We start from the raw sequence: 25,807 nt of genomic DNA on the forward strand, positions 1-25,807 counted from the left end.
CAAATCAAGAACTTTTTGAAAAACTTTATACCCGGTCAGAAAAGCGGGAAGCAGGCTACCATCCGGGGCCGTCCTGTATTTTCATAAACCCTATGCGTCGCGCGGCACCCCGTTCGGGTCCTCGCTGCCGCGATGGTATTTGAAGGTGCCGGTCGCGGTTGCGATCACTTCGCCCGCCGCGTTATAGGCGGTGGCTTCGGTAAAGACGATCTTGCGCCCGCCGCCCTGTTTGCGTCCCTCAACCCGCACCGTGCCGCCGGTTGCCATCCCGATGAAATTGGTTGTCAGCGACAGGGTCAAAGATTTGCGGACATTCCCCGGAACAGCACAGTAACAGACGGCACAGCCCGACGCCGTATCCATCAGGGTCGCAATCACGCCACCATGCAGGATGCCCGCCCGATTGCGGTGATGATCCCTGATTTCAAGTTCCACCACCGCACGATCTTCTTCCCATTCAACAACCTGATAGCCCAGATAAGCCTGAAGCCCGCTACCATGCGCCTGTTCCCAGGCAAGATTGTCATCCACATCACTCATGTCGCCGACCTTTGCGTAAATCCTGTTTGCCAATCTATAGCAGATAAATCCAACATTTTGGACCATGCGAGTTTGGCAATAGATTGTGCATTGCGATATAAATTTATCAATCAATATCAATTACTTATATCTATCGTTCTCCAAACAAGAAGGGGATAGCGGTGAAACGAGAATAGTGGGTTCAAACGGCTTCTGGTACATCTGAAATCACCCCAGACGCAAAGGAACCTAACCATGGCAACGCTTGCACTTAAAGACACCACCACCATCGAACGCGAAGTTCGCGTCAACTGGTTCACCAACCTTGTTCATGCGCTTCAGGTCGCCGTGATCATGAAATCGTCGAAAGCACGCACCCATGATGAACTGATGACCGAATGGAACAATGCATGGCGTCAGGTCGAGGGCTAATTCGCCCTCTCTGACCCTGCGGGTTTGAGGATTGGCATCCAAAAGATGCCGACAATTCATCGCCCTTGACGGTTTCAACCAAACAACCGAAAACGGTTGAATGCAAAAGTTTGATATCGTCACGATCCGGTTGTTTGTCGCCATTGTGCGCGCCGGAAGCATCAATGAAGCCGCACGGCGCGAACATATCGCGACATCGGCTGTAAGTCGCCGCATCGGCGAACTTGAAGCCATGCTTGGCGTCAAGCTGCTGCGTCGCCTGCCCCGCGGTGTCGAACCGACGGAAGAAGGTGCGATTTTCGCGCGCTACGGCGAAAAGCTTCTGGGTGATCTTAATCACCTGTCAAACGAGTTGCGCGATTTCAATACCGGCGAAAAGGGCAAGATTTATCTTGCTGCCGTAACCTCGGCAATCCTCACCGGACTGCCTGCTTTTCTGGCCGATTTTCAACGTGATTTCCCCGATGTGACCGTCGATGTCCGTGAACTGACATCTCGCGAGTCATCCGATGCCGTCCGCGAAGGCCGCGCCGATCTGGCGATCATGGCCGATAACGGTCCCTGTCAGGGTTTATCGAACCACGTCTTTTGCGACGATCCGATCTGGGTCGTGACGCCCAAGGGCCATCCGCTGATCCCCGATCCATCCAATCCCGCCCCGGTCACCTTTGCCGAAGCCGCAAAATACGACATCATTTCCCTGCATGAAGGCGGCGTTATCGATGACCTGATCAGCGAGGCGGCGGGCAAACTGCATCACGACATGCATCCGCATATCAAGGTCATGCGTTTTGGCTCCTTGCGCCAGATGATCGCCGCCGGACTTGGCATCGGCTTCCTGCGGCAAAGCTCGGTTGCCGGTTACATTGACCACATGAATATTTCCGGCGCGCCGATTGCCGATAGCTGGGCCAAACGCCAGTTGCTGATCGTGCATGACGGCGAGGATACCCTGACCAGTTCGGCAAAAATATTCCGGGACTATCTGTTAAAGAAATCGTCCGAAACAACAGTCAAACCGGGTCTTGGCTGATCACGCCATTTTATACAATGGCTGCACTGCTTGCGGCATGGCCGTCTTTGGCATTCGCGCTTAACCGCAGATTTGGCCTGCCCATTTCAGTCCGGACGTATTTTGCGGCTTCCTTCAGGATCAAGTCGGGTAATTCGGCCCACTCGCCAATCGGATCAAGTATCTCAATGGCTTCATCGGGTTGCCCGGCAATCATTTCCGGCAGATCGGTGGTGGCGTGCGTGCCGCCGCCAGCCAGCATCGGAACAATCACAGCCCGTTTGCGCGAGCCAATTTTCCGCCAATCGCGAAGGGACGGGTTCCCTTCGATATTTCCAATGCAAATTTCTACATCGGGGCAGAACTGACCCACTTCATTGGCAAGCCTGACGGTTTCCGGCAATGCTTTGGTCAGGGTTTTCAGGCCATGCGGCACAAGAAATACCGACGTTTCCGAACAATCCCAGCCACGCCGCGCCATCGCGGAATTCACATGACGTGAAACCATCTCCGCAAAACCGGGCAAATTGATTGCAGGCGGCAGAATTACCGCACGATCAAGTCCGGCATCACGCAAATTGCGCGGCAATTCCTGAAACACCAGATAACCTTCACTGAAAAACAGCGGAAAGACGATCAGTTCGCTGGCGGCGTGATTGCGTTTCAGCTTTGCCAATTGATCCGCAACCGAAGGCTGGCTGCGCATATAGCCATGGTGCACAAAACCAGCCCAATGGTCGCGCACGGCTTCTGCCAGTGTTCCCGCAGGATCACCGCCATTACCACTGTTACCGTGCGACACAATCATCAGGGTCGGCATATCGAATTCCGCCATGTCCTTGAACAGTTCCAAAGCTGGTCCAGATCTAATGCTTGGTACGGACCTCGCAAGAGATCGGATTTCACCACAGGCAGATTATTGTACCAGATCCCAACGCGGTTGCCCGCCAAACCGGTCATAAAGAAAATCAACCAGAAGCCGGATACGCGCAGATAACTGCCGGCTGGGCGGATACAACAGATACAGGAAAAGCTCTGGCGAGGTATAATCACACAAAACACTGACAAGATTGCCGCTTTGCAAATCCGGACCGGCGATAAAGGTCGGCAATAATGCCAATCCGAGATCAGCCAGGGCTGCATCACGCAGAACCTCGGCATTGTTGCAGCAGAACACGCCATTCACCTGCACCGAAACCGGTCCGTCCGGTCCGGTCATCTTCCAGCTCGACCCGGCGGGCAAGCTACCGTAATGCAAACAAGGCAAGGTTGCCAGATCACGGGGCGATACAGGTTCGCCATGCTTTCGGATGAATTCCGGCGATGCACACAGAACCCGGTTCATCGGAATGATTTCGTGATCAATCAGTGCCAATGTCTCGCTTGGCTGACTGATCCGCACCGTCATGTCATAACCATCAGCAACCGGATCGATGAACCGGTCCGAAAGTGCCAGCTCCACCCGTATTTCAGGGTATTCACGGGCAAAATCGACCAAAGCAGGCCCCAGATGCAGGGTGCCAAAGGACATCGGTGCATTGATGCGAATATCCCCCGACGGGGTTGCGCGGTTTTCACGAATGGCTTCTTCTGCTTCGCGCAAATCAGCCAAAACAGCCTTGGCCCGGTCATAAAAAGCGCGCCCGCTTGGCGTGACAGCAACCTGACGGGTTGTACGGTTCAAAAGCTGCACGCCCAGGTCTTCTTCAAGTGCAATAACAGCGCGGTTAACCTGGGACCGTGACTGCCCGATGGCACGTGCCGCAGCGGCAAAGCTTCCTTCATCAACCACTTTTACAAAGGTTTGCAAGCTTACCAGCTTGTCCATCCGAACGCTCCATCTGGCGAAGGTCACAACAATTGTCGCATAATTTGCGACAGTATGCACATTATTACGATAATTGTCACTTTCATCGAAAAGCGTATTCTGGCTCCAACAAACGACAACCCAGCGATGGAGACCAACATGATTACCAAGATCGAATCTGCCGACCGTGGCCGCGCCCAGTTTGGCTGGCTTGACTCCCATCACACTTTTTCCTTCGGTCACTATTACGACCCGAAACGGATGGGCTGGGGCCCGCTGCGCGTGATTAACGAAGACCGGGTTATCCCCGGTGCCGGTTTTGACACGCACGGCCACAAGGATATGGAAATCATTTCCTATGTGCTTGATGGCGCGCTTGAACACAAAGACAGCCTTGGCACCGGTTCCGTTATCCGTCCGGGCCGCCTGCAACGCATGACTGCCGGTACCGGCATCCGTCATTCGGAATACAACCATTCCAAGGAGAAGCCGGTTCATTTCCTGCAAATCTGGGTCATACCCGAAGCCGCGAACCTCGAACCTGGTTACGAGGAAAAGGAAATCGCACGTTCCGATACGGGTTCGGGCCTGTCACTGATCGGCAGCCGCACCGGCCGGGATGGATCGATCACCATTCATCAGGATGTTGATCTTTACGTTGCCCATCTGGGTGAAGGTGAAACAGCATCCCATAAAATCGAACCGGGCCGGATTGCCTGGGTGCAAGTAGCGCGCGGCATGCTGAGCGTGAATGGCGAAACCCTGAAGGCTGGCGATGGTGCCGCCATCCGGGACGAAGATGAACTTGTTTTCACCGACGCAACCGAAGCCGAAGCTCTTGTTTTTGACATGGTCGCCTGAGCCGGTCTTCCGGTCCGACCCTTCAAAGGAAAACGAATATGTCGTCCCTTGAACACACCAAACCACGTCCAATTATCCCGGCCCTTGGCAATCTGTGGGCTGCCCTTGAACCTCTATCGCCTGTCATCGTCCGCGTAACCACGGGTCTTCTTCTGGTCCCGCACGGTGCACAGAAACTGTTTGGTGCCTTTGGTGGCTATGGCCTTGAAGGTACCGCTGGCTGGCTTGAAAGCATCGGCTTTGCCCCGGGCTTCCTGTTTGCCCTTCTGATCGGGCTTCTGGAATTCGTGGGCGGCCTGATGCTGACTGTGGGTCTTCTGACCCGCCCGGTTGCCGCCGCTGTGATTGCCTTTATGGCTGTTGCGGTCACCATTCATCTGCCCAACGGGTATGCATGGAACAATGCCGGGTTTGAAATGCCGGTCTTCTGGGGCCTGATGGCACTTTCAGTTCTGATCCGTGGCGGCGGAAAATATTCGATCGATCACAAGATTGGTATCGAATTCTAATCCTGCTCACCCCAACGCAACGACCTTCCCTCTTCCCTGAAAAACGACTTCGGGCTGCCTTTGCCGGCAGCCCTTTTTTTGTTTCCCTCCCTATATAGGGATATGTGGCTCTTCTCAATCGACGTAACATCCACACATAAAAGACTGCCAACTGAACCAGTATTTTGATCAACCGGTCTTCAGGAAACCATTACGGTCAGAGTTTGAGAAATGAACGCGATAAAATCCAATAGCCATAATGATATTGCCATTGCCGATGGCTTGCGTCGCTGTAAGGGTGACAATGCTTTTGGCAAACCGAACGCGCAGAAAAAGTTCCTGATCGTGGACGACAGTATCGAAGTCCGCTTCTCTATCCGTCGGATTTTGCGCAGCGGCGGAGCACAATCCGTCGATGTTGCAGAAAACGGTGAAACCGCACTTCAGATGATGGCGCAACTGTCGCGAAAACAGCAAAGCTATGACGTCATACTGATTGATTACATGATGCCCGGCATGTCGGGGATCGAAACGCTTTATGAAATCAAACGCCGACAAATCAAACATGCAGAAGGCACCCGCATGATCATGCTGACCGGCTTTTTTGATCCGGATATGGGCAAAGAAGCCGTATCGGTAGGAGCCGCATTTGTATTGTCAAAACCCTGCGATGCTGCCAGCCTGATGGCAGCAATTGCCTGAACCCTTCCGCGAAGGAGCCGGGATGCCAGAAAGCGCTTCAATCATTTTCGTCGATGATGATCCCCATGTCCTCAGCGGATTACGCCGCCGTATTGTATCCAAACGCCCGAATTGGAAACTGCGGTTTTGCACCAGCGGCGCAGAAGCACTCGTAAATCTGGATCAGCATAGTGCAGATGTCATTGTTTCGGACATGCGCATGCCCGAGATGGACGGGGCAGAATTGCTTCGGTCTGTTGCCCGGAAATATCCGGATACCGCACGCATCCTGCTTTCCGGCTACGCCGATGAACAGGCTATCCAGACCGGTCTTGCGGCAACCCATCATTTCCTGATGAAACCCTGCAGCGATCAGGAAGTTATTCATGCCATCGAACGTGGCCTGATACTGCGCAACTATCTGCGAGACCCCCAGCTGATCAATATTCTGTACCGCATGCCTGCTGAACTTGTCTGGCCCCCGGTGTTTTACCGGCTTCATGCAATTCTGCAATATAAGGGACCACACAGTCAGAACGAACTACAGGAATTCTCCTTTGAAAATCCTGGTTTTATTATGCTGGTATGCGAAATGGCGCGGCGCGAAAAGCTGATCCTGCCAACAGAGGGTCCGGATCTCGTTACCCTGATTGACCTGTTCGGTCTTGAAACCATCAAGGCACTATGTGTCATTTGGACCTTGCATGGACAGCAAACCAGATTTGATCCTGACAATATCGACCAGCCAATAGATCGCTGCCTCATTCTGGGCAATATGGCGGCCGGGATCGCAAAACTTGAAGGCATGCCCTCAGAAACAATTGATCTGATTCGGGCAGCAGCATTGCTGTGTCATATCGGCCTGAATGTGATGGAGCATGTAATACCTGATCAGGTTGCTTTAAGCCGCAAGCAGGCCGACGACGATCAATGCGATATCATTTCCACTGAGATCGGCGAGATTGGAGTGTCTCATCCTGCCGTATCGGCATGCTTGGCCGCTCTCTGGGGTTTTAAACACGAAATTGTCGAAAACATTGCTTTTCATCATCGCCCCGAAGCTGCGCCAACCCGTGACTCGCTGTCTCTTTTGATCGTTTATGCAGCTCAGCATTTTGCCCGCAAGTTTGGCAATGACCGTCATACCCGGGCGGCAAAATATGATCGCGCTTCGGGTTTCATCGCCCATTGTGATGCCCAGCAAAAATGGGCGAATTGGGAACGTCATTGTGCCCCACTTGGCGATAACCAAGCCTGACCAATCACCTTCCATCTCAGTCAAACGATGCCAACGGCCATGAACATCACGACCGGATGTCGTAGAATTCATCGGTCGCGGTGTAATTCAATGCACTATCATCATCAGTTGATCGAACACCAGGTTTCGGAATTCGAATAACGAATTCCGCCCCTTCGCCGTCCGGAGCGGAAAGGGTCAAGTCACCGTTAAAATCGTCCTGAATCAATTTCCGACATATCGGCAAACCCTGCCCCGTCCCAACGCCCCGTTCCTTCGTCGTGAAGAAATAATCGAAAATTCGATCTCGTAAATCCTCGGGGACACCACCGCCATTATCGCGTAATCGGATAAAAACATTCTCAGCGTCCGACGTGACATTCAGTTTGATTTTGCCGGAACGTTGGCCCGACTCGCGGATCGCCTGCGAAGCATTGACGATCAGGTTGATCAGGGCCTGTGACAAATGGTTCCGCCGCCCTTCAACTTCGGTGACGTCCGTATCATAGCTTTGTTCGAGTTCGGCTACATGTTTGACTTGGTTGCGCGTCAACGTTATCGCCGTTTCAATTTCCTCGGCGATGGAAATCCGTTCCACAGAGTCCGTTGTAGGATGGGCAAATTTCCGGATACCACGAACAATTTCCGCTATGCGATCAAGCCCCTGAATACTCTCGCGGATCGCAAGCGGTATTTCTTCGGTCATAAAATCGATCCGTTCCGGCGCCAGTTCAAGACGAACAGACCCGTCACCTTCGTCTTTGCGGAGTGCATGAACGAAATCGTCAAAGCTGTCAGAGAGAAATTCAAGATTGTTCTGTATGTATTGGGCTGGGGTATTGATTTCATGTGCAACCCCACCAGCCAGCGTCCCCAAAGCATGCATTTTCGCGTAATCTGCAGCTTCTTCGATCACTTCCTGTTCCTGACGTGCGCGTCTTGCATCGATATCGGCAGCAAATGCACGTTGACGGTGACGAATTACAAAGATCGCCAGACCAATCATCACGATCATCCCGGAAAAGAACAGATATGACAGAATCTCTATGTCGGACTTTACGCTCGCGATGTTACTTGCATTGTAGACTGACACAAAATTTGTTGTCCGCACCACCGCCTGCTGCAAGGGATCATCGATCGACACAAGTTCTTCGCGGATAAATTCCACCAATGCAGTCGCGTTCGATACGCTTTTGATCCGCTCATCAATCCGTGCGATCTTTTCATCAAGCATCGCAAGCAAATCGCCAACTTCCGGGATTTGGGCTAAAACCTGAAACCCTTCACCCTGCTTGACCAATAGGGTTCTGCTAACAAAGATTTCATATTCCAGTAAAACCTTTTCAAGCTCCTCCCTCTCAACAACGCCATCGGAACGGGCATACTCGATATACCGTTCGATTTCGAGGAACTGCCGCTGAATCTGGAAAACTGCCCATGCAAAATTTTCGCGATAGGCAAATTTCTCATCTTCGAGCTTTCTTACGATTGCGATCGAGAAAACCCCATAAAGAACAACGAACAGAGCCAAAATTGAAAAAATGGCCCTGTTCGATATTTTTGACAGAAAATTTCTAGTTTTGCCCATCAATCGACTTCACCTGCCAGACGGAATAAGACCAATAGGTATCAGTCTGGAAACGGGTATCGCTGTCATAGGGGAACACAACCCAAAACGGCCCTTTGTCACGTACCGACATTTCCGCATCATTCAGTCGATAAACCAGGATGGCATTGTCACGACGCAGGACACCAGCCGGAACCATCACGCTATAATCATTTAGCGCAGAAACGCGGACTGTATCGGCGGTGATGCCATAGGTATCGAACAGAACGTCGAAATCGACACCCTGAAATTTCTGAACACCATCCGTCCATGGGGTCGAGGTGTAAAACTCGGTGCTTGGCAGTTTGGTCAATTCATCAAACGAGACAGTCACCGTTTCACCGCCCGTGTTTGAGAGCATGAGCTTTCCGGCTGCTCGGGCGTTTTCCGTTGAGAGAAAACCGATGACACACAAAGCCATCGTAAATTTAATGATCGTTTTCATCATCATAGTTGTACTCCGAAACTGATTTACACATTGGTCACGCCAAAGGGTTACAACAATAGCTGGACCGGAAAAAATGGCTGTATGGCCGGTTCATTGCGTAAAGATACTTGGAATATGTTCTTCAATCGGTTGTGGCATACCAAACAGATATCCCTGCAATTCATCAACGCCATAACTTCTGAGACGAAGGGCTGTTGCCTCATTTTCAACGCCGGTGGCGACGACCGAATAATCAATCTGTCGGCATATCTGGACAATCCAAGAAATAAACCTGCCCGTATCGTCATTTTCCATCACCTGGCGGATCAATCGACGATCAAGTTTAACGCCAACAAAAAATTCGTGGCGCAGCAACTCCAACGCCCCTTTATCAGCCCCAAACCCATCGATAAAAATTCGTATTCCGCGATCTGAGAGAACCCTCGCGTTTTTTATAAAATTTTCGTCAATCTTGCGGAGCTGCATTTCATGAATTTCAAACGCGACTTCCAAACCACATTTCTGCATTTCAGCAACAAAGCCAGACAAAGCCTGAACGAACTGGCTGTTGCAAACCGAGGCGTAATCAAGATTAAGTGACAACAGGGCACCTGAACCCAGAATTTTGCGATAAACAGGCGCTGAATTAATCGTCATATCCATCAAACACATCGTCAGACGATCCATGACAGGCTGATTTTGGCACTGCCTGATGATTGTCCCGATATCATAACCTTTATGCACATCGGACATTCGGCAAAGAACCTCGCCCCCCGTTCGCGAAAAGTCTTCGGCACTGACACGGGGCTGGAACGCGGTTATGACTGCGGATCGATCAAGAAGCTCATTCAACGTATCGGTAATGAGTTGATCAGCATGATTTTCTTTGCGTTTGTCCTCAATCGTCTTGAAAAGCACTTCCTTGAAGGTCGAAATCGAAATCGGCTTTGTCAGAATTTTACTGACTTTTGCCAGACCGTTTGCTTCACGCATGGGAACTGCCGAAATATTTCCGGTTAGCAGAATCCTCGGAATATCGGGGGCGCACCGAAATGCACGTTTCAGAAAGCTGATTCCATCAATCGTCGGCATCACCAGATCAGCTACAATGATATTCACACCCGAACGATTTTTGGATAACCATTCAAGAGCTGCTTCACCATTGATATATTTGACTAAATTAAAGCTTCCGGACAAAGAACGGGATACCGAAGCCAGAAGATTCTCATCATCATCTACTATCAGAACCGTCGGAAGACCGGCTGCAGCAACGCTCATCTGAAACAACTCCGGTTAGTACGAAACCTTAAAGATTCTGGGCACAAACGATCTTCACCAGTTCATACAGGTCTTGATATACTGAAGAATAATGTCAGGATAGACGCACCAATATCCCCATATGTGGAGTGTGCATGACAATGGTGTCGGATCAGCCTGTCCGCATTGCTTTTGTCGATGATGATGAAAACCTTCTGTCATCGCACCGGCGGAATTTCGCGCGTCTCGCCCCGCATTGGCAGGGATTGTATTTCAACAATCCGCAAACCGCGCTGGCAGAAATTTCTGGTGATCCCGATGTTACGGCGGCGATCCTTGACATTCACATGCCGATCATGACCGGACTTGAGCTGGCGGCCAAGCTTCGAAATCTTCGAAGCGATCTGATCATCGTCATGTTGACCGGCTATGCCGATCTGCAATCAGCATTAACCGCGGTCAATGAATTCGGTGTATTTCGGTTCTACCCCAAACCTACCGCCCTGAAGACGGTTCTTGAGGGCATCGAAACCGAAATCGCCCGCAAACGCGGAGAAAGCCGCGATACCATCCCCGCGGCATTCCTGGATCTCTTTCATCTGGGGCTGATTGCAACCGACAATCGGCTTGCGATTTCACATATGAATGCACAGGCTGCGGAAATGCTACGCCGATCACCCGCCATGCAGGTTAATCCTGAAAACCGGCTTCTGATCGACAATGCCCCGGATGATCTGGATCGGTTTCTGCACCCCCCCGCCGGTCGTGTCCCTGCGATGCAACGCGGTTTCTCGCTTGATCATGAACAGGGTGCCCTTTCGGTTTTCCTGCGTCGTGTACGAAATGGTGCTGACAAGAAAGACAGTTTTGTGTTCATTCTGGTTGAACCGGAACGAATGGGGCCGCCAACAATTGATGATCTGATTGATGTGTTTGGTCTGACCCGGTCCGAGGCCAAACTGACACAAAAACTGGCAGAAGGAATGTCCCTTGATCAGGCCGCAGATCTGGTCGGTATTTCGCTAAGCTCGGCGCGCACCTATCTTAAAACGGTGTTTTCCAAAATCGGAGTTAACAGGCAGCCGCAATTAATGAAAACCGTGCTGTCGACCATCCCAGCCCTTCGCCGTTAAAGTGCGTTTTATTGGTCTGATGCCAATCGGAAACGCACCGAGAAGATCGCGCCGCTGTGATTTTCGGGTTCATCCAGCCCGATACGGGTATCGTGGCGCAAGGCGATTTCGCGCACAATAGACAGGCCAAGACCACATCCGTCTTCCCCGCCATCCGACACGCGATAGAACCGCTCGAACACATGCTTGCGATGTTCAAGCGCAATGCCCGGCCCGTCATCCTCCACCACCAGCTTGATGAATGCAGTGTTACCTGCCTCGGGCATTAACCGAACCGTGACCGAACTGCCTTCTGGGCAATAGGTCAACGCATTGTGGATCAGGTTCTTCAGCAATTCCTCGATCAGCGTCGCATCGCCCATGATCGGGGCCGCCCCGTCAATCCCTTCGTATCCGAGATCAATACCGCGTTCCAGTGCCTCGGGCACCTTGCTGCCCGTGACCGCACGTGTGATCTCGCCCAGATCAATACGGACAAAGGGTCGTCCGGCCAGACCTTCGGGCGCGGACCGTGCAGATGCCAGCAACTGATTGGCAAGATGGGATGTCTGACGCGTTGATGCCGCCAGCTTTTCCATGACATCATGCAGCTTTTCCGGGTCCTTTTCACGCAGTCCCAGCTCGGCCTGGGTACGTAACGCCGCCAATGGTGTCCGCAACTGATGCGCGGCATCTGCGGTAAAGCGCTGCATGGTCGAAAGCGTATTTTCCAAACGTTTCAGCAAATGGTTGATCGCCCCGACAAGGTGGCGCACTTCGGTTGGGACATCATGCAAAATCGGCCTCAGGTCCGAAGGCGATCTGCGGTTAAGTGCTTCTTCCAATCGCGCCAGCGGTTTAAGCCCCTGCCCGATCCCAAACCAGACAATAAGAGCCGCAATCAGGATCAGTCCGAATTGCCGGACAGCGGCACGTGCCAGAATATCCTCGCTCAGGCTTTCGCGTGTTCCGGTAGTTTCCGCGACCAATACATGAAAACGGGTCGCCATCCTTGCACTAGCAACATACCGCGATAACGCCCCGATCCGCACACGTTCACCGTTATATTCCGCATCATAAAATACCGGCTCTTCAAGTAGTGGCATCAGTTTTTCGGGAACCGGCGGTAATTCCTCATAACCAGTGATGAATTCACCTTGTGCAGTACTGACCTGATAAAAAACCCGATCCTGTGCGGAGCTTGTCAGCATCTCAAGCGCGACATAAGGCACGTCAACCTCGATCTGGCCGCCAATCAAAACCACACGATCAGCAATTGCCAGTGCAGAACTCAGAAGCGCACGATCAAACGCCTGATTGGCGGAATGCACGGCATTGCTGCGCACCTCGAACAGCATCAGCGAACTGATCAGAAGCAACGGGATCAGAAGCCAGATCAGCAATCGCCGGCGAAGGGATGCGTTACGCCACTTCATGTTTTTTTCAGCAGATAGCCAAGGCCGCGGATGGTCTGGATTTTGACATCAGCCGTTTCGACGCGTTTGCGCAATCGACTGATATAAAGTTCGACCGCGTTTGCACTGATATCATCCTCAAACCCGGCAAGCTGGTCTGTAATCTGTTCCTTGGATAAGACATGCCCAAGCCGCAGCAACAGAATCTCAAGGATATTCAGTTCTCGCCTTGGAATTTCGATATCCTCGCCGTCAATCATCGCACGACGGGCTACGGTATCATATGTCAGGCGGCCACAGGTGATCCGGGTATTATGCGTACCGGAATGGCGACGCATAAGGGCGCGCACACGCGCTTCAAGCTCGATCAGTTCAAACGGTTTTGCCAGATAATCATCCGCACCAAGATCAAGGCCGCGCACACGATCATCGATATCGTTGCGGGCCGTAAGGATCAACACCGCACTTTCTGACCCGCGATGACGCAACCGGCGTAGTATTTCAAGTCCGTCCATCCTGGGAAGGTTGAGATCAAGCACCACAAGACCGTATTCCTGTGTACGCAGAATTTCATCCGCTTCCTCGCCATCGGAAATCACATCAACCGCATAGCCCGCCAACTGCAAGGAGCGGGCGATGCCATCGGCAAGTGCTGCGTGATCTTCTACGACAAGGACTCTCATTGTATCGGGTCCGGTCCCCTGTTAAACCAGAAAGGTCTGGTACATATTGCCCGAACCACATGAATTTTCCAGATTTTGCCGGATCGGGAAAGCCTTGATATAATCATCTGGCATCACGCCTGCGCGTAAACGGTTAATGAGGGCCTGTAAGCAATGAACCTGCGCAGTACTATCATTATTGCAGTTTTCTGCGCAGCAATTTTCCGCGTTTTTCCTGCGTCTGCCGAGTTGTTTGTTTTTCCTGCACAGCAAAATACAGGTCCCGGCGACCCGGAACAGAACCTGTTATCGGAAAGTCGAACTGTCGTCATTTATGGATCGGCCGACATCGAGGCCTTTCGCCCTGTGATTGATGGCTTCCAGCAAAGTAACCCTGAAATTCGCGTCGAATATCATCAGCTACAAACGCTGGAAATGTATCACCAGACCCTGGCGGAGCATGAAGCCGGAGAACCAAACGCCGATCTGGTGATCAGTTCTTCGATGGACTTGCAGATGAAACTGGCGAATGACGGTTATGCCATTTCCCATCAAAGCGATCAGACCCGCGCTTTGCCAAACTGGGCGCGCTGGCGCAACGAAGCATTTGCCGTCACGCAAGAACCCGCCGTAATGGCGTATAATCGGCAGTTCTTTCGCGAAAACAATCTCGAACCTCCAAGAACACGTAACGACCTCATCCGGCTTCTGAACGATCATGATGATCTGCTCAGCGAAAAAGTCACGACCTATGATATCGAGCGCAGCGGGGTTGGCTTCCTGTTTCTGGCACGCGATGAACGCTTTTTTTCGGGGATATGGGATTTTGTCCGCACACTGGGGCAGGCAAGGGTAAAACTGTATTCCAACACATCCCCGATGCTTGAAAAAATCGCCGACGGCCAGTTGGTCCTGGGATACAATTTGCTGGGATCATATGCAGAAACATTCAGTCGCCGAAACCCCAATCTTGGGGTGATCCTGCCTGATGATTTCATCGTTGTTTATTCCCGTATCGCCATCATTCCGCGCGGCGCGCGCAACCCGGAAACTGGCGGCAGATTCCTTGACTATATCCTTTCTATCGAAGGCCAGAGCATCCTGCAGGATGAAGGGAATTTTAACCCGGTCCGCCCCGATGTCCCACCCAGCCCGTTTTCGTCGCTGATTTTCGACCGCTACGGCGAACGGGTCCGATCATTCCCCGTAGGGCCCGGGCTTCTGGTTTATCTCGATCAGGCAAAACGCCAGCGGTTTTTAAGCCGCTGGCAGGATGCATTGCTTAATCGCCGGTAAAAATTTTGTATCGGCCGGAATAAAATACCATGCGGCGGTGTCTTGCTTGATGAAGGCGGATTTTCGATCCGTCCCTATTCCAAGGAGGAATTCATGAAGAAGCTTATGATCGCTGCCGGCCTGTTCACTGTGATGTCCCTACCGCTTTCGACCGTCGCCCTTGCTGCTCCCGATACCATGACCGTTGAAACCGGCATTGGCCCGGTACTTGCCGGTGGAAATGGCTTGACCCTTTACACTTTTCGCAAGGACACGGACGGACAATCGAATTGCTATGATGCCTGCGCAAGTGCTTGGCCGCCCTTTATTGCCAAAGCCGGTGCAACTGCGGATGGCAACTTCGGCCTGATCCAGCGTAAAACCGGCGAAATGCAATGGGCCAAAGACGGAAAACCGCTCTATTTCTGGGTCAAAGACACTAAAAAAGGCGACACAACGGGTCATGGCTTCAAGGATATCTGGGATGCTGCCCGTCCTTAAGCGATCAATCCGTAACAGGTCTGACTGCAATTTGTTTTGCAAGTCTTCCGGGGCAGTACGAAATTCGTTTCGTGCTGCCCGGAGGATAATGTGATGTCGCGACAGAGTCAGGCGATGCTTGATCTGATCCCGCAATTGCGCCGCTATGCGCGCAGCCTGACCCGATCATCGCACGATGCCGAAGACCTGTTGCAGGACTGCCTGACAAATGCTGTAGAGAACGAGGCATCCTGGCGCGGCACCAATCTGCGCGCATGGATGACACGAATCATGACCAATCTGAATTACAATAACCTGCGCAAAAACCGCCGCACCCCGCCACATATCCCAATCAATACCACCGACAGCGATCCGGGTCTTCAAAGTCCCAATCTGGCTGTCGAACATTATGCCTTTCGCGAGGCCGTGGAAAAACTGCCGGCCGATCAGCGATCTGTATTGATGTTGGTGGCGATTGAAGGATACAGCTATGGCGAAACTGCAGAGATTCTTGACATCCCGGTAGGCACGGTAATGTCACGCCTGTCACGTGCCCGTCACTTCCTTGCCAAACAGCTTTCCGGCAACAATATTGTTGAACTACGGAGTTCCAGATGAACGATAGGAACAACACATCCGTAACCGAAAATGATCTTCATGCGTGGGTCGACAACCAATTATCTGATGAACGTCGACAGACTGTCGACGACTGGCTTGAAACCCACCCTGAAGACCGGCAAAAGGTTGAAACCTGGCGCAGACAAAATGTAATTCTTAGGGATCTGTTCCCCGAACCTGATGCAGATCTGGGACTTCCCCTATCACGACGTCGCGCATCAACAACAGAACATCATCGCACAATCTGGCGTAACCTTGCTGCGGCTTTGATCCTGTTTATCGCCGGAGGGGCCAGCGCGCTTTTGGGACAAAAAATCATTGGCCCAACCAGCCGTGAAGCCTCCTATATCGACATCCTTCAAAAGGCATCACGTGACGGATATGGAATTTATGCCAGCGAAGTTCGCCATCCGGTAGAAGTCTACGCCAATGAAAAGGATCATCTGGTCACGTGGCTAGGCAAACGTCTTGGCATGTCGATGACGGCGCCTGATCTGGAAACACAAGGTTTCGAACTCGTTGGCGGGCGATTGGTGCCCTTTGATGGCAAACCCGGTGCGCTTTTGATGTATCAGGATGGCAGTGGCGCAAGACTGACCGTAATGATCGCACGTGATCCTGATAATGGATCAACGACATTTCGCTATGATCAGAAAGGGTCTATCGGCACCTTTTACTGGGTCGATCAGGGGATCGGTTATGCCTTAAGTGGCGAATTTGATCGGGATCTTCTGGAAAGTGCTGCGCGCAGCATCTACGCGCAGCTGCCGACCTGAAACCTTACTGATCGCCGACATCTTTCGGGAACGGGCGGCGTTCCGGACCGTCATAATTCCAGATCAGGCGACGCGGAATTGGCCCCTTGTTGCGCCCCCCCTGATTGGTTTGCTCCCACGCGTGGGCCAGTATCCCAACCGAACGGGACAAACAGAACAAGCCCCGTGCAAGAGGTGCTGCAAATCCAAGCTCGGCATATATCACCGCCGTCGCACCGTCGATATTCATCGGGATGCGTTTGCCTTTGCGTTGCAGAAGGGTTTCCTCGATCTGACTGGCGATCTGTCCAAAGCGCCCGGAAACGATGCCCTCCGCAGCCGCCTTTTCAACAAGCGACAATAAACGCGGGGCACGCGGATCAAGCGGATGGAAACGATGCCCAAATCCCGGAATATGTTTGCCATGTTCGGCAATCTGATGATCCAGACCAGCAGCTGTCGCATCGGCCAGGCTTGCGCCGCTATCCATGCGCGCGGCAATATCGTGGTAAAGTCCGACAGCCTGTTCGCCCGCCCCACCATGAACATCACCCAGAACATTTACAGCACTGGCCATCGCGTTATTCAACCCGACCCCGCAGGTCGCAGCCATTCGCGCGATTGCGATACTCGGTGCCTGCGGGCCGTGATCGACTGCCGCGACAAGCGCGGCCTCAAGCAAGGCTGCCTGTCCCTTTGATGGTAACTCACCGCGCGTCATCAACCAAATCATACCGGGGAAACTGATATTGCCGATCAGGTCCTCAATGGGGTAACCGCTGAAATGGATTTTCCCCGGTTCCATATCGATGATGGATGTTTTCCACCAGTCGCTGACTTCGTTTTCAATGTCTTCTGCAGTTTTATCGCTCATAGCACGCCCTCGGCTTTCAAGGTGGCGACCTCCTCGGCGGAAAGACCAAGAGTGGCCAGAATGGTTTCGTTGTCCTGTCCCAGAACCGGTGGCGGCGCATTAACCGAAGGCGCGTCGCCATTCATCTTGATACCGGTACGCAGAATGCGGATGTCACGTTCGGCACCCGGTACATCGGTAAAATCGGCAAGCATCCCGCGATCAGCAATTTGCGGCAGCGAAAGGGCATGCGGCACGGTCAAAACCGCGCCTGCCGGTACGCCAGCGGCGTTGAATTTTGAAACCCAGTGATCTGTTGGACGGGTTACGAGTATTCCTTCAAGCAGATCGCTTAGTTCCCTGCGATGCGACAGGCGTTCCGTTCGGGTAATGAAACGCGGATCGATTTTCAGGTCTGGCAATTCCAGAACATCACAAACGGCTTCAAACTGTTCCTGTTTGTTTGCTGCAATGTTGATCTTGCCATCCTGTGTGCGGAAAGTACCCGACGGCGAGGATGTGAAATTATCGTTTCCGTTGGCTGTTGGCTGTTTCCCGGCGATCAGGAAATTCGACACCACCCACCCCATGGTGGCAATTACGGATTCCAGCATCGAAATATCGATAAAACTGCCCTTGCCTTCATTGCTTCCCATGGCACGCCCGGCAAGTGCCGCTGTGATTGCGTATGCGGCGGTAAGGCCCCCTATCGTGTCAGCCATCGGATATCCGACACGATAGGTTTCCTTATCTTCTTCGCCGGTGATTGTCATAATGCCCGAAAGCCCCTGCACGATCTGGTCATAGGCAGGCAGCTTTTTCATCGGTCCGGTTTGCCCGAAACCCGAAATCGCACAGTAAACCAGCGCCGGATTTACCCTCGACAGCACATCATAGCCAAGGTCAAGCCGATCCATCACGCCGGGTCGGAAATTTTCGACAACGACATCCGCCTTCGCGACCAGCTTTTTGAGTATTTCCTTACCGCGCGGATCCTTGAGGTTCAGCGTGACGGATCGTTTCCCGGCATTCTGCGCCATGAACGAAACCCCCATCAGCTTTTCATTCAATCCCTGATCCGCGCCCAATTGACGTGCAAGGTCCCCCCGACCGGGTGCTTCGACTTTGATGACATCAGCCCCCAGATGGGCAAGCTGATGGCAGCAAAACGGGCCCGCCAGAACGTTGGTCAGGTCCAGAACGGTAATACCGGCAAGTGGTTTGGTCGTATCCATGAGATTTCCTTAAATTCTGTCTGGTAGAATTTTGTTCTATTATATAGAATTTTGACCAATCACAAAACGCCCAATAACATTGCATCGGGTCCAACCGTCACGCGGAAATCGGATTAATCATGTCAGAACAGAATGTTAGCGCGGTTGAACGTGCCCTGGTCATTCTTGATGCCTTTACAGATCGCGACGCCGATCTTTCGCTCAAGGACCTTGCTGAACGCACAGGGATGTATAAAAGCACGATCACCCGATTGGCTGGAACGCTGGAGTCGCGGGGGTTTCTGGCAATATCGGGGCGTGGACGTTACCGGCTGGGACCAGCATTGTGGCGTCTGGGGTCAATATATCGTCGTTCATTTCGTATGGATGACGTGGTTCGACCACATCTGTCGGCGCTTGTTTTGGCCAGCGGCGAAACAGCCTCTTTTTATGTGCCCGAAGGAGAAAACCGCCTGTGCCTGTTTCGCGAAAATTCCCCCAGCAGCCTGCGCCACCATCTGGAAGAAGGTGCGATACTCCCCTGTGATCGTGGCGCGGCCGGGCACGTGATACGCGCATGGGGTAATGGCGTCGATGATCATGCAATTGACGTTCTTGAAGCCGGTTTTTCCCAAAGCGAAGGCGAACGTGATCCGGATATATCAGCAATCGCAGTACCCGTTCTGGACCGGCAGAACAGGCTGCTTGGTGTTTTGACTCTTTCGGGACCGGTCAGCCGGTTCAATCAATCGAAACGCAAGGAAGCACTTCTTTTCCTGAAGAAACATGCCCTTGAGTGTGGACGAGCATTGTCGGCATAAACCGTTTTCCGCAGCGGCTTTTGCCGCATGATCATAAATGCTGTGAACTTTTTTCACTCTGTTTGGTGCGATGACAGGTTGGTGACAGGTTTGCCTGTTACCGTCTTCGCGCTGCCGATCCGTCAGGTCGAATGATCTGATATAAGGACAATCAAAAAGGATCATCGGCAAGGGAGGCCTTCAGCTGTTTGTTGTCATGGGGTACCGGCATGTCGCCGGAATGCAAGCGCAGCCAGACCTTCATTGCAGATGCCTTGTCCTGAACTGATCGGCCTGCCGCCAATCGGCGGCCAGGGAAGGTTTTTGTGTCTGGAGGAGACGACAACATGACGAAGCTGACGATGTTCTCACGTCGCGGATTCTTGGCTGCAGCAACTGCTGTTGCCGTTTCAACTGCTGCATTTGGCGCCTTTGATGCCAAAGCGCAGGAAGTTAATGATATCCACTTCATCGTTCCGGGTGGTGCCGGCGGTGGCTGGGACAGCACTGCACGTGGTACCGGTGAAGCCCTGACCAAATCTGGTCTGGTCGGTACGGCGTCATATGAAAACATGTCTGGCGGCGGTGGTGGTAAAGCCATTGCCTACATGATCGAAGCTGCAGATCGCCTCGACAACACCCTGATGGTCAACTCCACCCCGATCATCATCCGTTCTTTGACCGGCGTATTCCCGCAGTCGTTCCGTGACCTGACCCCGATTGCCGGTGTTGTTGCTGAATATGCCGCGTTTGGCGTTCCGGCTGACAGCCCTTACAAATCCTTTACTGATGTTGTCGAAGCGATCAAAGCTGATCCGAGCTCGGTCAAGTTTGGTGGCGGTTCGGTCCGCGGCGGTATGGATCACATTGTTGCGGCCTATGCTGTTCAGCAGGGCGGCGGTGATGCCAAACAGGTGAAATACATTCCTTACGACGCCGGTGGCAAAGCAATTGCCGGTCTCCTGTCGGGTGAAACCGAGGTCATTTCGACCGGTCTTGGCGAACTTCTTGAACTGCACAAAGCAGGTCAGATTCGTATTCTGGCTGTGACCTCGACCGATCGGATCGAAGTTGCTCCGGACGTTCCTTCGCTGGGTGAGCTTGGCATTAATGCTGAATTCATCAACTGGCGTGGTTATTTCGGTTCCCCGGCTCTTTCGGCTGAAAAGGCGGACGAATACGCCAAGATTTTGAAAGACGTTCAGGCAACCGAAGAATGGGAAGTCGTTCGCAAGCGTAACGGCTGGGAAAAGTTCTACAAGCCGCGTGCCGAGTTTTCCGCGTTCATGGAAAATCAGGAAAAAACGGTTGGCGATCTGATGCGTGAACTTGGCTTCCTGAAATAAGCCATCTCGACCTGCAATAAAAAAGACCTCTGAAGGAAACCACGCCATGTCCATCAATCGTGACAAGTTCGGCGCACTGCTCTTTTTGTGCCTTGCGCTGATCTATGGCTATTATGTTCGCGATATCCCGCTTCTGTTCGGTGACGAAGATGCCCCGTTCAATGCCCGGACCCTCCCTAATGCCGTGGCGTGGGTACTGGGTGTGGTTTCCTTCGTCCAACTGGTACTGCCGGCCAATCGAGAGGCCGGCAGCCTCCTTGCCGCATTCCGCGGCATGAAATGGAAACCGGTCATCATGCTTGCCGCATTGATGATCTTCTATGGCCTGACCATTCGCTATCTCGGCTTCCTGATCTCGACCACCATCTTCCTGATGGGCGGTTTTGCCGTTCTTGGCGAACGCCGCATCAAGGTCCTGCTGGGTGCAGCCGTACCTGTCGTTTTCGTGTTCTGGTTCCTGCTGTCCCAGTTGATGGGGATTTATCTGGCACCGGGCGACATCTTCGAAATGCTGGGCTAAGGCGAAAGAAATGCTTGAAGGAATTTTCTCCGGTCTTTCGACCGCCGTCATGCCGATCAACCTTCTGATGGTTGTTGTCGGTTGTTTTGCCGGTACCTTTATCGGCATGTTGCCTGGTCTCGGTCCGATCACGGCCATTGCGCTGATGATCCCGATCACCTATGGCTTTGATCCTTCTACCGGCCTGATCCTTATGGCTGGTGTGTATTACGGCGCGATTTTTGGCGGGTCGACATCATCAATCCTGATCAATGCGCCCGGCGTTGCCGGAACCGTTGCCACGGCGTTTGACGGTTACCCGATGGCTCAGCAGGGCCATGCCGGCAAGGCGCTTGCCATCGCGGCCTATTCTTCCTTCTCTGGGGGCACGATCGCTGCCATCTTCCTTCTGGTTGCAGCACCGGCACTGGCTTCGGTTTCGCTGTCCTTCCAGTCGGCTGATTACTTTGCATTGATGGTTCTGGGCCTGACTGCCGTTTCCGCGTTCGCCGGAAAGGGACAGGTTCTGAAGGCAATCACGATGACCCTGTTTGGCATCATGCTATCAACCATCGGCACCGATCCGGCGGCTGGCGTTGCGCGCTTCACCTTTGGCAGCATGGACCTTGTCGACGGCATTAGCTTCCTGTTGCTGGCGATGTCGACATTTGCCCTGTCCGAAGCCCTTCTGCAGATTCTGCGTCCGACCAAGGATACCCGTACTGACGAACAAAAAGCACTTAGAAACCTCGGCTCCATGAAGCTGACGAAGGAAGAGGTCAAAATCATGACCCCGGTCATCGCCCGCTCCTCGGTGCTTGGTTTCTTCACCGGCGTTCTTCCGGGTGCCGGTGCAACGATCGCGTCCTTCCTTGCCTATGGCCTTGAACGCAACCTGGCCAGTGCCAAGGAAAAGCTCAAGTTTGGCAAGGGATCAATCCGTGGTCTCACAGCGCCGGAAACGGCAAACAACGCGGCATGTTCCGGTTCGTTCGTCCCGCTTCTAACACTTGGTATCCCGGGTTCGGGAACCACTGCTGTGATGATGGGTGCGCTGATTTCTTATGGTGTTCAGCCAGGTCCGCGTCTGTTCGTCGAACAGCCTGACGTGTTCTGGTCGGTCATCATTTCGATGTATATCGGCAATATCGTTCTGCTGGTTCTGAACCTGCCGCTGATCCCGTACATCTCGCGTTTGCTGGCACTGCCGCAACAGTTGCTGGTTCCGTTCGTCCTGTTCTTCTCGCTGATCGGTGTTTATCTGGTGACGTTTAACACCATGGATATTCACATGATGGTCTTGGCCGCGGCAATTGCCATTGGCCTGCGCCTGTTGAACTATCCGATGGCCCCCATGCTGCTGGGCTTCATCCTGGGCGAAATGATGGAAGAAAACCTGCGTCGCGCATTGATGATCAGTGATGGTTCGATTTCCTTCCTTTGGGAACGTCCGATTACGCTTATAATCCTGTTGATCAGCATTGCCTTCCTGTTGGCACCGCTTGTCGGGAACACCCGTCAGTGGTTGCGCAACCGCAAGGCCGTTCCGAACGACGGCGAAATGTAAGACCAAATATCTTCGACGCGAAGGATACAAAAGCGATGCGTTTTCTCGATAATCTTTCAATCGGCCCGAAAACCCTTTTGGTTCCTGTTTTTCTGATGGTTGTGATCATTGCGATGGGTATCGCAACGGTTCTGACATTGGAAAGCGAAAAGGAAACGCTGAACAACCTTCGCGTCGAAGCTTATGAACGCCGTTCCGATGCACTGACACTCAGTGACGAACTGAACGAAGCGCACGGAAGCCTTTTCCGGATTCTGACGTGGGATTCCAACGGCGTTAATGCCGCCGCGGTTCCCGAACTTCGCGAAAAGGCCGGTAATCTGTCTACCGAACTGGCTCCACTTGCCGAACGTCTGGCAGAAGTCGGCGGCGATGAATTTACCACCGCCTACGACACCTATATGAACGAAGTCGATCAGTTCCTGATCGAAAGCGAGATGAATATCTATGGCGCGCTTGAGGTTATTGCGCGTGCCGATGAGTCCTTCCGCGCACTGCAAGTACCGTTGCAGAAAATTCTCGCGCAGTCTCAGGAAGTTGCCACCACATCATTTGGCAACGCCCAAGCGCAGGCCGAAACACTTCAGAAGGTCTTCGTCATTGTCGCGATTGTCGTGATCTTTGTCGCGGCAGTCGTTTCAGTCTTTGTTTCACGCCGTATTTCGCGCCCGATGACCGATCTTGCGCAACTGATCGAACAGATTTCCAAGGGTGACCTTGATGTGGAAATTCGTGGTGTGCAGCGCCGTGACGAGATTGGCGTGGTTGCGCGCTCGGTAACCGTTCTTCGCGATCAGTCAAAAGAAGCCGAAACACTGCGTCATGAACGCGAACGCGTGCGAAAGATAGAACGCGAACGCCAGCTTGAACTGGTTAAGGCAACCGACAATTTCCAGCGGGCCGTCCAGGAAGCTCTCGGCGGATTTGACCGTGAATTCGGGTCACTGAACGGCTCGGCAAACGACATGGAACAGATTGCAACATCGGCCACCGCACGTGCTGCTGATGCCAACCATCATTCCGAAGCTGTCCTGCATCATATCGAGGCCGTATCACAAACCACCGCCAACCTGTCAGAGGCCATCGGCGAAATTGGCCAGCAGGCACAGAAATCAGCCGAAGTTGCCGGACGCGCCCGCACTGAGAGTGAACATTCCCGCGCCCTGTTTGAACAGCTGACCGAAGCAACCCAGCGAATTGGTGATATTGTTACGCTGATCGAAGACATCGCCAACCAGACAAACCTTCTGGCATTGAACGCAACGATCGAGGCAGCACGTGCCGGTGACGCAGGCAAAGGCTTTGCCGTCGTCGCAGGCGAGGTTAAAAACCTTGCATCGCAAACCGCCCGCGCGACCGAGGATATTTCGGCACAGGTCGAAGAAATCCGCGGTCTGACGGACAATGTTGTCAGTGCTCTTGAATCCGTTGCCAATGTTATTGGTGAAGTTGATCAATCAGCCGCGGCCATTGCGGCGGCGGTGGAAGAACAACAAGCCTCGACCAATGGCATATCGACCAGCATCCATGATGCCAATGGTGGCATGCGGACAGTTGCCGATGCAGTTGGTGCATTGGACACGGAAACCGCCCGCGTTCACACCGGATCGGAAAACGTTTCGCGTGCGACAAACACCCTGAATGCCGAAGCTGCCCGCCTGCGTGATGCGATCGACGGCTTCCTTGACCAGATCAACAAGAACAAGGCCGAGGCATAATAATGAGCGTCCCGCCGGAAAGGCCCGCAGACGACAGTTGGATCAACCGCCTTTCCAGCAGCCTCACCCCGAAATTTTTCAAAAACCTGTTTGTGGCACTTGGCATAGGGCTTGTGGGCGGATTGATCGCACACGGCATCAATATGCCGCTTGCCTGGATGATGGGGCCAATGCTCGCGACCTTTGTCGCCAGCCTGCTGCGTGTCCGCATGGGTATCCCGATGCGATTTCGCTCCGTTATTCTGGGTGTGATCGGCGTATTTCTCGGGGCATCCTTTACCCCAGATACCCTTGATCAGGCGGCCCGATGGCCGATCAGTATGATTGCGGTTCTGCTTTACGTTCCGATCATCACGCTTGTTGTTACCTGGTTTTACAGCAAGGTCGCAAAACTCGATCCGGCAACGGCTTTGTTTTCAGCCACACCGGGCGGTTTGACGCCAATGGTGGTTCTGGGTGCCGCCGCAGGCGGCAACGAACAGGAAATCGCCCTCACACAGGGTTTGCGCGTTCTGCTTCTGGTCATGTCAGCACCATTGATCGTCCTTATGATCACCGGTGTCGTCGCAAGTGGTCATGGCGATAGCGAAGCCATACAGATGACGTTGTCCGAAGGACTGATCACGGCATTCTGTGCGATTGCAACCGTCCTGGTTTTCCGAAAAATCGGCATTCCCGCCGCCGAAATGACCGGCGCCATGATGGCCAGCATGGTTTTGCATGTAACCGGCCTTGTAGAGGGCAATCTGCCCGGATGGTTATTGGCCGGAAGCCTTCTGATCCTCGGCTCGGCAATTGGCAGTCGCTTTGCCGGGGTAAAGCTTTCCTTCCTCGCCCGTCTTGCAGGTTATTCGATCTTTGCCACTTTGCTGATCCTTGCCTTCACCGGCGGAGTGGCCTGGTTTGTTTCTGACTGGCTGGATCTTGATTATATTGCTGTTCTGCTCGCCTTCGCACCGGGTGGCGTTGCGGAAATGTCCCTAATCGCGCTGGCGCTGAATGTCGAACCAAGCTTTGTTGCTTTCCATCATATCGTCCGCATTTTCGAGATCGTATTGCTGGCACCAATCATGGCAAAGTGGTTCGAACGATATCGTCAAAAGCGTTTAAACAACCTTTAGTTATAAAGCGTTGGCGTCTTACGATTAATTCGCTAATCTTTTCCT

General features: G+C 52.9%; 27 protein-coding genes. 17 read left to right on the plus strand and 10 right to left on the minus strand.

Going from position 1 to position 25,807, the window contains the following annotated elements:
* Positions 1 to 90: 90 nt before the first annotated feature.
* Positions 91 to 540 carry a PaaI family thioesterase gene (locus tag SMB34_RS07120; protein WP_007088630.1) on the minus strand — a complete coding sequence of 150 codons (450 nt, stop codon included), beginning with the start codon at positions 538 to 540 and terminating at the stop codon, positions 91 to 93.
* A 234-nt stretch (positions 541 to 774) separates the two neighbouring features.
* Here SMB34_RS07120 and SMB34_RS21030 point away from each other — a divergent pair, with 234 nt between their 5' ends.
* The gene (locus SMB34_RS21030; RefSeq protein WP_156486474.1) at positions 775 to 951 is read left to right on the plus strand and encodes a hypothetical protein; all 177 of its coding nucleotides are present in this window, start codon (positions 775 to 777) and stop codon (positions 949 to 951) included.
* A gap of 100 nt (positions 952 to 1,051) precedes the next feature.
* Entirely contained in the window at positions 1,052 to 1,984 is a 933-nt protein-coding gene (locus SMB34_RS07125; protein WP_007088629.1) for a LysR family transcriptional regulator, read from the plus strand.
* A 10-nt stretch (positions 1,985 to 1,994) separates the two neighbouring features.
* On the opposite strand, the gene SMB34_RS07130 is transcribed toward SMB34_RS07125, so the two are convergent.
* Positions 1,995 to 2,816 (minus strand): sirohydrochlorin chelatase, encoded by an 822-nt coding sequence (locus tag SMB34_RS07130; RefSeq protein ID WP_240478772.1) that lies wholly within the window; start codon positions 2,814 to 2,816, stop codon positions 1,995 to 1,997.
* 63 nt (positions 2,817 to 2,879) lie between these two features.
* Positions 2,880 to 3,791, minus strand: a complete 912-nt coding sequence (locus SMB34_RS07135) for a LysR family transcriptional regulator (protein WP_037988895.1) — start codon at positions 3,789 to 3,791, stop codon at positions 2,880 to 2,882.
* A 138-nt stretch (positions 3,792 to 3,929) separates the two neighbouring features.
* Here SMB34_RS07135 and SMB34_RS07140 point away from each other — a divergent pair, with 138 nt between their 5' ends.
* The 4 genes from SMB34_RS07140 to SMB34_RS07155 all read left to right on the plus strand — a co-directional run bounded on the left by SMB34_RS07140 (position 3,930) and on the right by SMB34_RS07155 (position 7,058).
* A complete protein-coding gene (locus SMB34_RS07140; RefSeq protein ID WP_037989206.1) occupies positions 3,930 to 4,631 on the plus strand; it encodes a pirin family protein in 702 nt (233 codons plus the stop codon).
* A 38-nt stretch (positions 4,632 to 4,669) separates the two neighbouring features.
* Positions 4,670 to 5,140, plus strand: a complete 471-nt coding sequence (locus SMB34_RS07145; protein ID WP_051682168.1) for a DoxX family protein — start codon at positions 4,670 to 4,672, stop codon at positions 5,138 to 5,140.
* A 210-nt stretch (positions 5,141 to 5,350) separates the two neighbouring features.
* Positions 5,351 to 5,821 (plus strand): response regulator, encoded by a 471-nt coding sequence (locus SMB34_RS07150; RefSeq protein ID WP_007088624.1) that lies wholly within the window; start codon positions 5,351 to 5,353, stop codon positions 5,819 to 5,821.
* A 22-nt stretch (positions 5,822 to 5,843) separates the two neighbouring features.
* Entirely contained in the window at positions 5,844 to 7,058 is a 1,215-nt protein-coding gene (locus SMB34_RS07155) for a response regulator (RefSeq protein ID WP_007088623.1), read from the plus strand.
* 46 nt (positions 7,059 to 7,104) lie between these two features.
* Here SMB34_RS07155 and SMB34_RS07160 read toward each other — a convergent pair whose 3' ends face one another.
* The 3 genes from SMB34_RS07160 to SMB34_RS07170 form a co-directional block, all read right to left on the minus strand.
* Positions 7,105 to 8,568 (minus strand): sensor histidine kinase, encoded by a 1,464-nt coding sequence (locus tag SMB34_RS07160; protein ID WP_240478773.1) that lies wholly within the window; start codon positions 8,566 to 8,568, stop codon positions 7,105 to 7,107.
* 43 nt (positions 8,569 to 8,611) lie between these two features.
* A complete protein-coding gene (locus tag SMB34_RS07165; protein WP_233421808.1) occupies positions 8,612 to 9,004 on the minus strand; it encodes a putative pterin-binding protein in 393 nt (130 codons plus the stop codon).
* Between the two features lie 177 nt (positions 9,005 to 9,181).
* A complete protein-coding gene (locus tag SMB34_RS07170) occupies positions 9,182 to 10,348 on the minus strand; it encodes an EAL domain-containing response regulator (RefSeq protein WP_037988900.1) in 1,167 nt (388 codons plus the stop codon).
* Positions 10,349 to 10,482: 134 nt separating this feature from the next.
* Between SMB34_RS07170 and SMB34_RS07175 the strand changes: the two genes are divergently transcribed.
* Positions 10,483 to 11,460, plus strand: coding sequence for a DNA-binding response regulator (locus SMB34_RS07175; protein WP_240478774.1), 978 nt, complete (start codon positions 10,483 to 10,485; stop codon positions 11,458 to 11,460).
* 8 nt (positions 11,461 to 11,468) lie between these two features.
* On the opposite strand, the gene SMB34_RS07180 is transcribed toward SMB34_RS07175, so the two are convergent.
* Both SMB34_RS07180 and SMB34_RS07185 read right to left on the minus strand, forming a co-directional pair.
* Positions 11,469 to 12,875, minus strand: a complete 1,407-nt coding sequence (locus tag SMB34_RS07180) for a sensor histidine kinase (RefSeq protein WP_037988904.1) — start codon at positions 12,873 to 12,875, stop codon at positions 11,469 to 11,471.
* On the minus strand, positions 12,872 to 13,537 hold the full coding sequence (locus tag SMB34_RS07185; protein ID WP_007088617.1) for a response regulator transcription factor: 666 nt from the start codon (positions 13,535 to 13,537) through the stop codon (positions 12,872 to 12,874). Before SMB34_RS07185 ends, SMB34_RS07180 begins: the two co-directional genes overlap by 4 nt.
* A 228-nt stretch (positions 13,538 to 13,765) precedes the next feature.
* Here SMB34_RS07185 and SMB34_RS07190 point away from each other — a divergent pair, with 228 nt between their 5' ends.
* The 4 genes from SMB34_RS07190 (at position 13,766) to SMB34_RS07205 (ending at position 16,665) form a co-directional block, all read left to right on the plus strand.
* A complete protein-coding gene (locus SMB34_RS07190) occupies positions 13,766 to 14,812 on the plus strand; it encodes an ABC transporter substrate-binding protein (RefSeq protein ID WP_233421809.1) in 1,047 nt (348 codons plus the stop codon).
* Between the two features lie 93 nt (positions 14,813 to 14,905).
* Entirely contained in the window at positions 14,906 to 15,292 is a 387-nt protein-coding gene (locus tag SMB34_RS07195; RefSeq protein ID WP_156962653.1) for a COG4315 family predicted lipoprotein, read from the plus strand.
* Between the two features lie 93 nt (positions 15,293 to 15,385).
* The gene (locus SMB34_RS07200; RefSeq protein ID WP_037988907.1) at positions 15,386 to 15,889 is read left to right on the plus strand and encodes an RNA polymerase sigma factor; all 504 of its coding nucleotides are present in this window, start codon (positions 15,386 to 15,388) and stop codon (positions 15,887 to 15,889) included.
* A complete protein-coding gene (locus tag SMB34_RS07205) occupies positions 15,886 to 16,665 on the plus strand; it encodes an anti-sigma factor family protein (RefSeq protein ID WP_037988909.1) in 780 nt (259 codons plus the stop codon). Before SMB34_RS07200 ends, SMB34_RS07205 begins: the two co-directional genes overlap by 4 nt.
* Before the next feature lie 4 nt (positions 16,666 to 16,669).
* Here the strand turns inward: SMB34_RS07205 and SMB34_RS07210 are convergent, their stop codons facing one another.
* Positions 16,670 to 17,518, minus strand: a complete 849-nt coding sequence (locus SMB34_RS07210) for a citryl-CoA lyase (protein WP_007088612.1) — start codon at positions 17,516 to 17,518, stop codon at positions 16,670 to 16,672.
* Positions 17,515 to 18,732, minus strand: a complete 1,218-nt coding sequence (locus tag SMB34_RS07215; protein ID WP_007088611.1) for a CaiB/BaiF CoA transferase family protein — start codon at positions 18,730 to 18,732, stop codon at positions 17,515 to 17,517. The genes SMB34_RS07210 and SMB34_RS07215 overlap by 4 nt, the downstream gene beginning before the upstream one ends.
* Before the next feature lie 119 nt (positions 18,733 to 18,851).
* On the opposite strand from SMB34_RS07215, the gene SMB34_RS07220 reads away from it, so the two are divergent.
* The 6 genes from SMB34_RS07220 to SMB34_RS07245 all read left to right on the plus strand — a co-directional run bounded on the left by SMB34_RS07220 (position 18,852) and on the right by SMB34_RS07245 (position 25,762).
* A complete protein-coding gene (locus tag SMB34_RS07220; protein ID WP_007088610.1) occupies positions 18,852 to 19,532 on the plus strand; it encodes an IclR family transcriptional regulator in 681 nt (226 codons plus the stop codon).
* Positions 19,533 to 19,858: 326 nt separating this feature from the next.
* Entirely contained in the window at positions 19,859 to 20,857 is a 999-nt protein-coding gene (locus tag SMB34_RS07225; protein ID WP_007088609.1) for a tripartite tricarboxylate transporter substrate binding protein, read from the plus strand.
* A gap of 46 nt (positions 20,858 to 20,903) precedes the next feature.
* A complete protein-coding gene (locus SMB34_RS07230) occupies positions 20,904 to 21,377 on the plus strand; it encodes a tripartite tricarboxylate transporter TctB family protein (RefSeq protein ID WP_007088608.1) in 474 nt (157 codons plus the stop codon).
* 10 nt (positions 21,378 to 21,387) lie between these two features.
* Positions 21,388 to 22,923, plus strand: coding sequence for a tripartite tricarboxylate transporter permease (locus SMB34_RS07235; RefSeq protein ID WP_037988912.1), 1,536 nt, complete (start codon positions 21,388 to 21,390; stop codon positions 22,921 to 22,923).
* Between the two features lie 35 nt (positions 22,924 to 22,958).
* Complete coding sequence (locus SMB34_RS07240) at positions 22,959 to 24,641, plus strand: methyl-accepting chemotaxis protein (protein ID WP_037988914.1); 1,683 nt, start codon at positions 22,959 to 22,961, stop codon at positions 24,639 to 24,641.
* 2 nt (positions 24,642 to 24,643) lie between these two features.
* Positions 24,644 to 25,762 (plus strand): AbrB family transcriptional regulator, encoded by a 1,119-nt coding sequence (locus SMB34_RS07245; protein ID WP_037988916.1) that lies wholly within the window; start codon positions 24,644 to 24,646, stop codon positions 25,760 to 25,762.
* The last annotated feature ends 45 nt before the right edge of the window (positions 25,763 to 25,807 follow it).

Origin of the sequence: Thalassospira permensis NBRC 106175 (assembly GCF_000714555.1) — a bacterium.
Taxonomy (GTDB): Bacteria; Pseudomonadota; Alphaproteobacteria; order Rhodospirillales; family Thalassospiraceae; genus Thalassospira; species Thalassospira xiamenensis.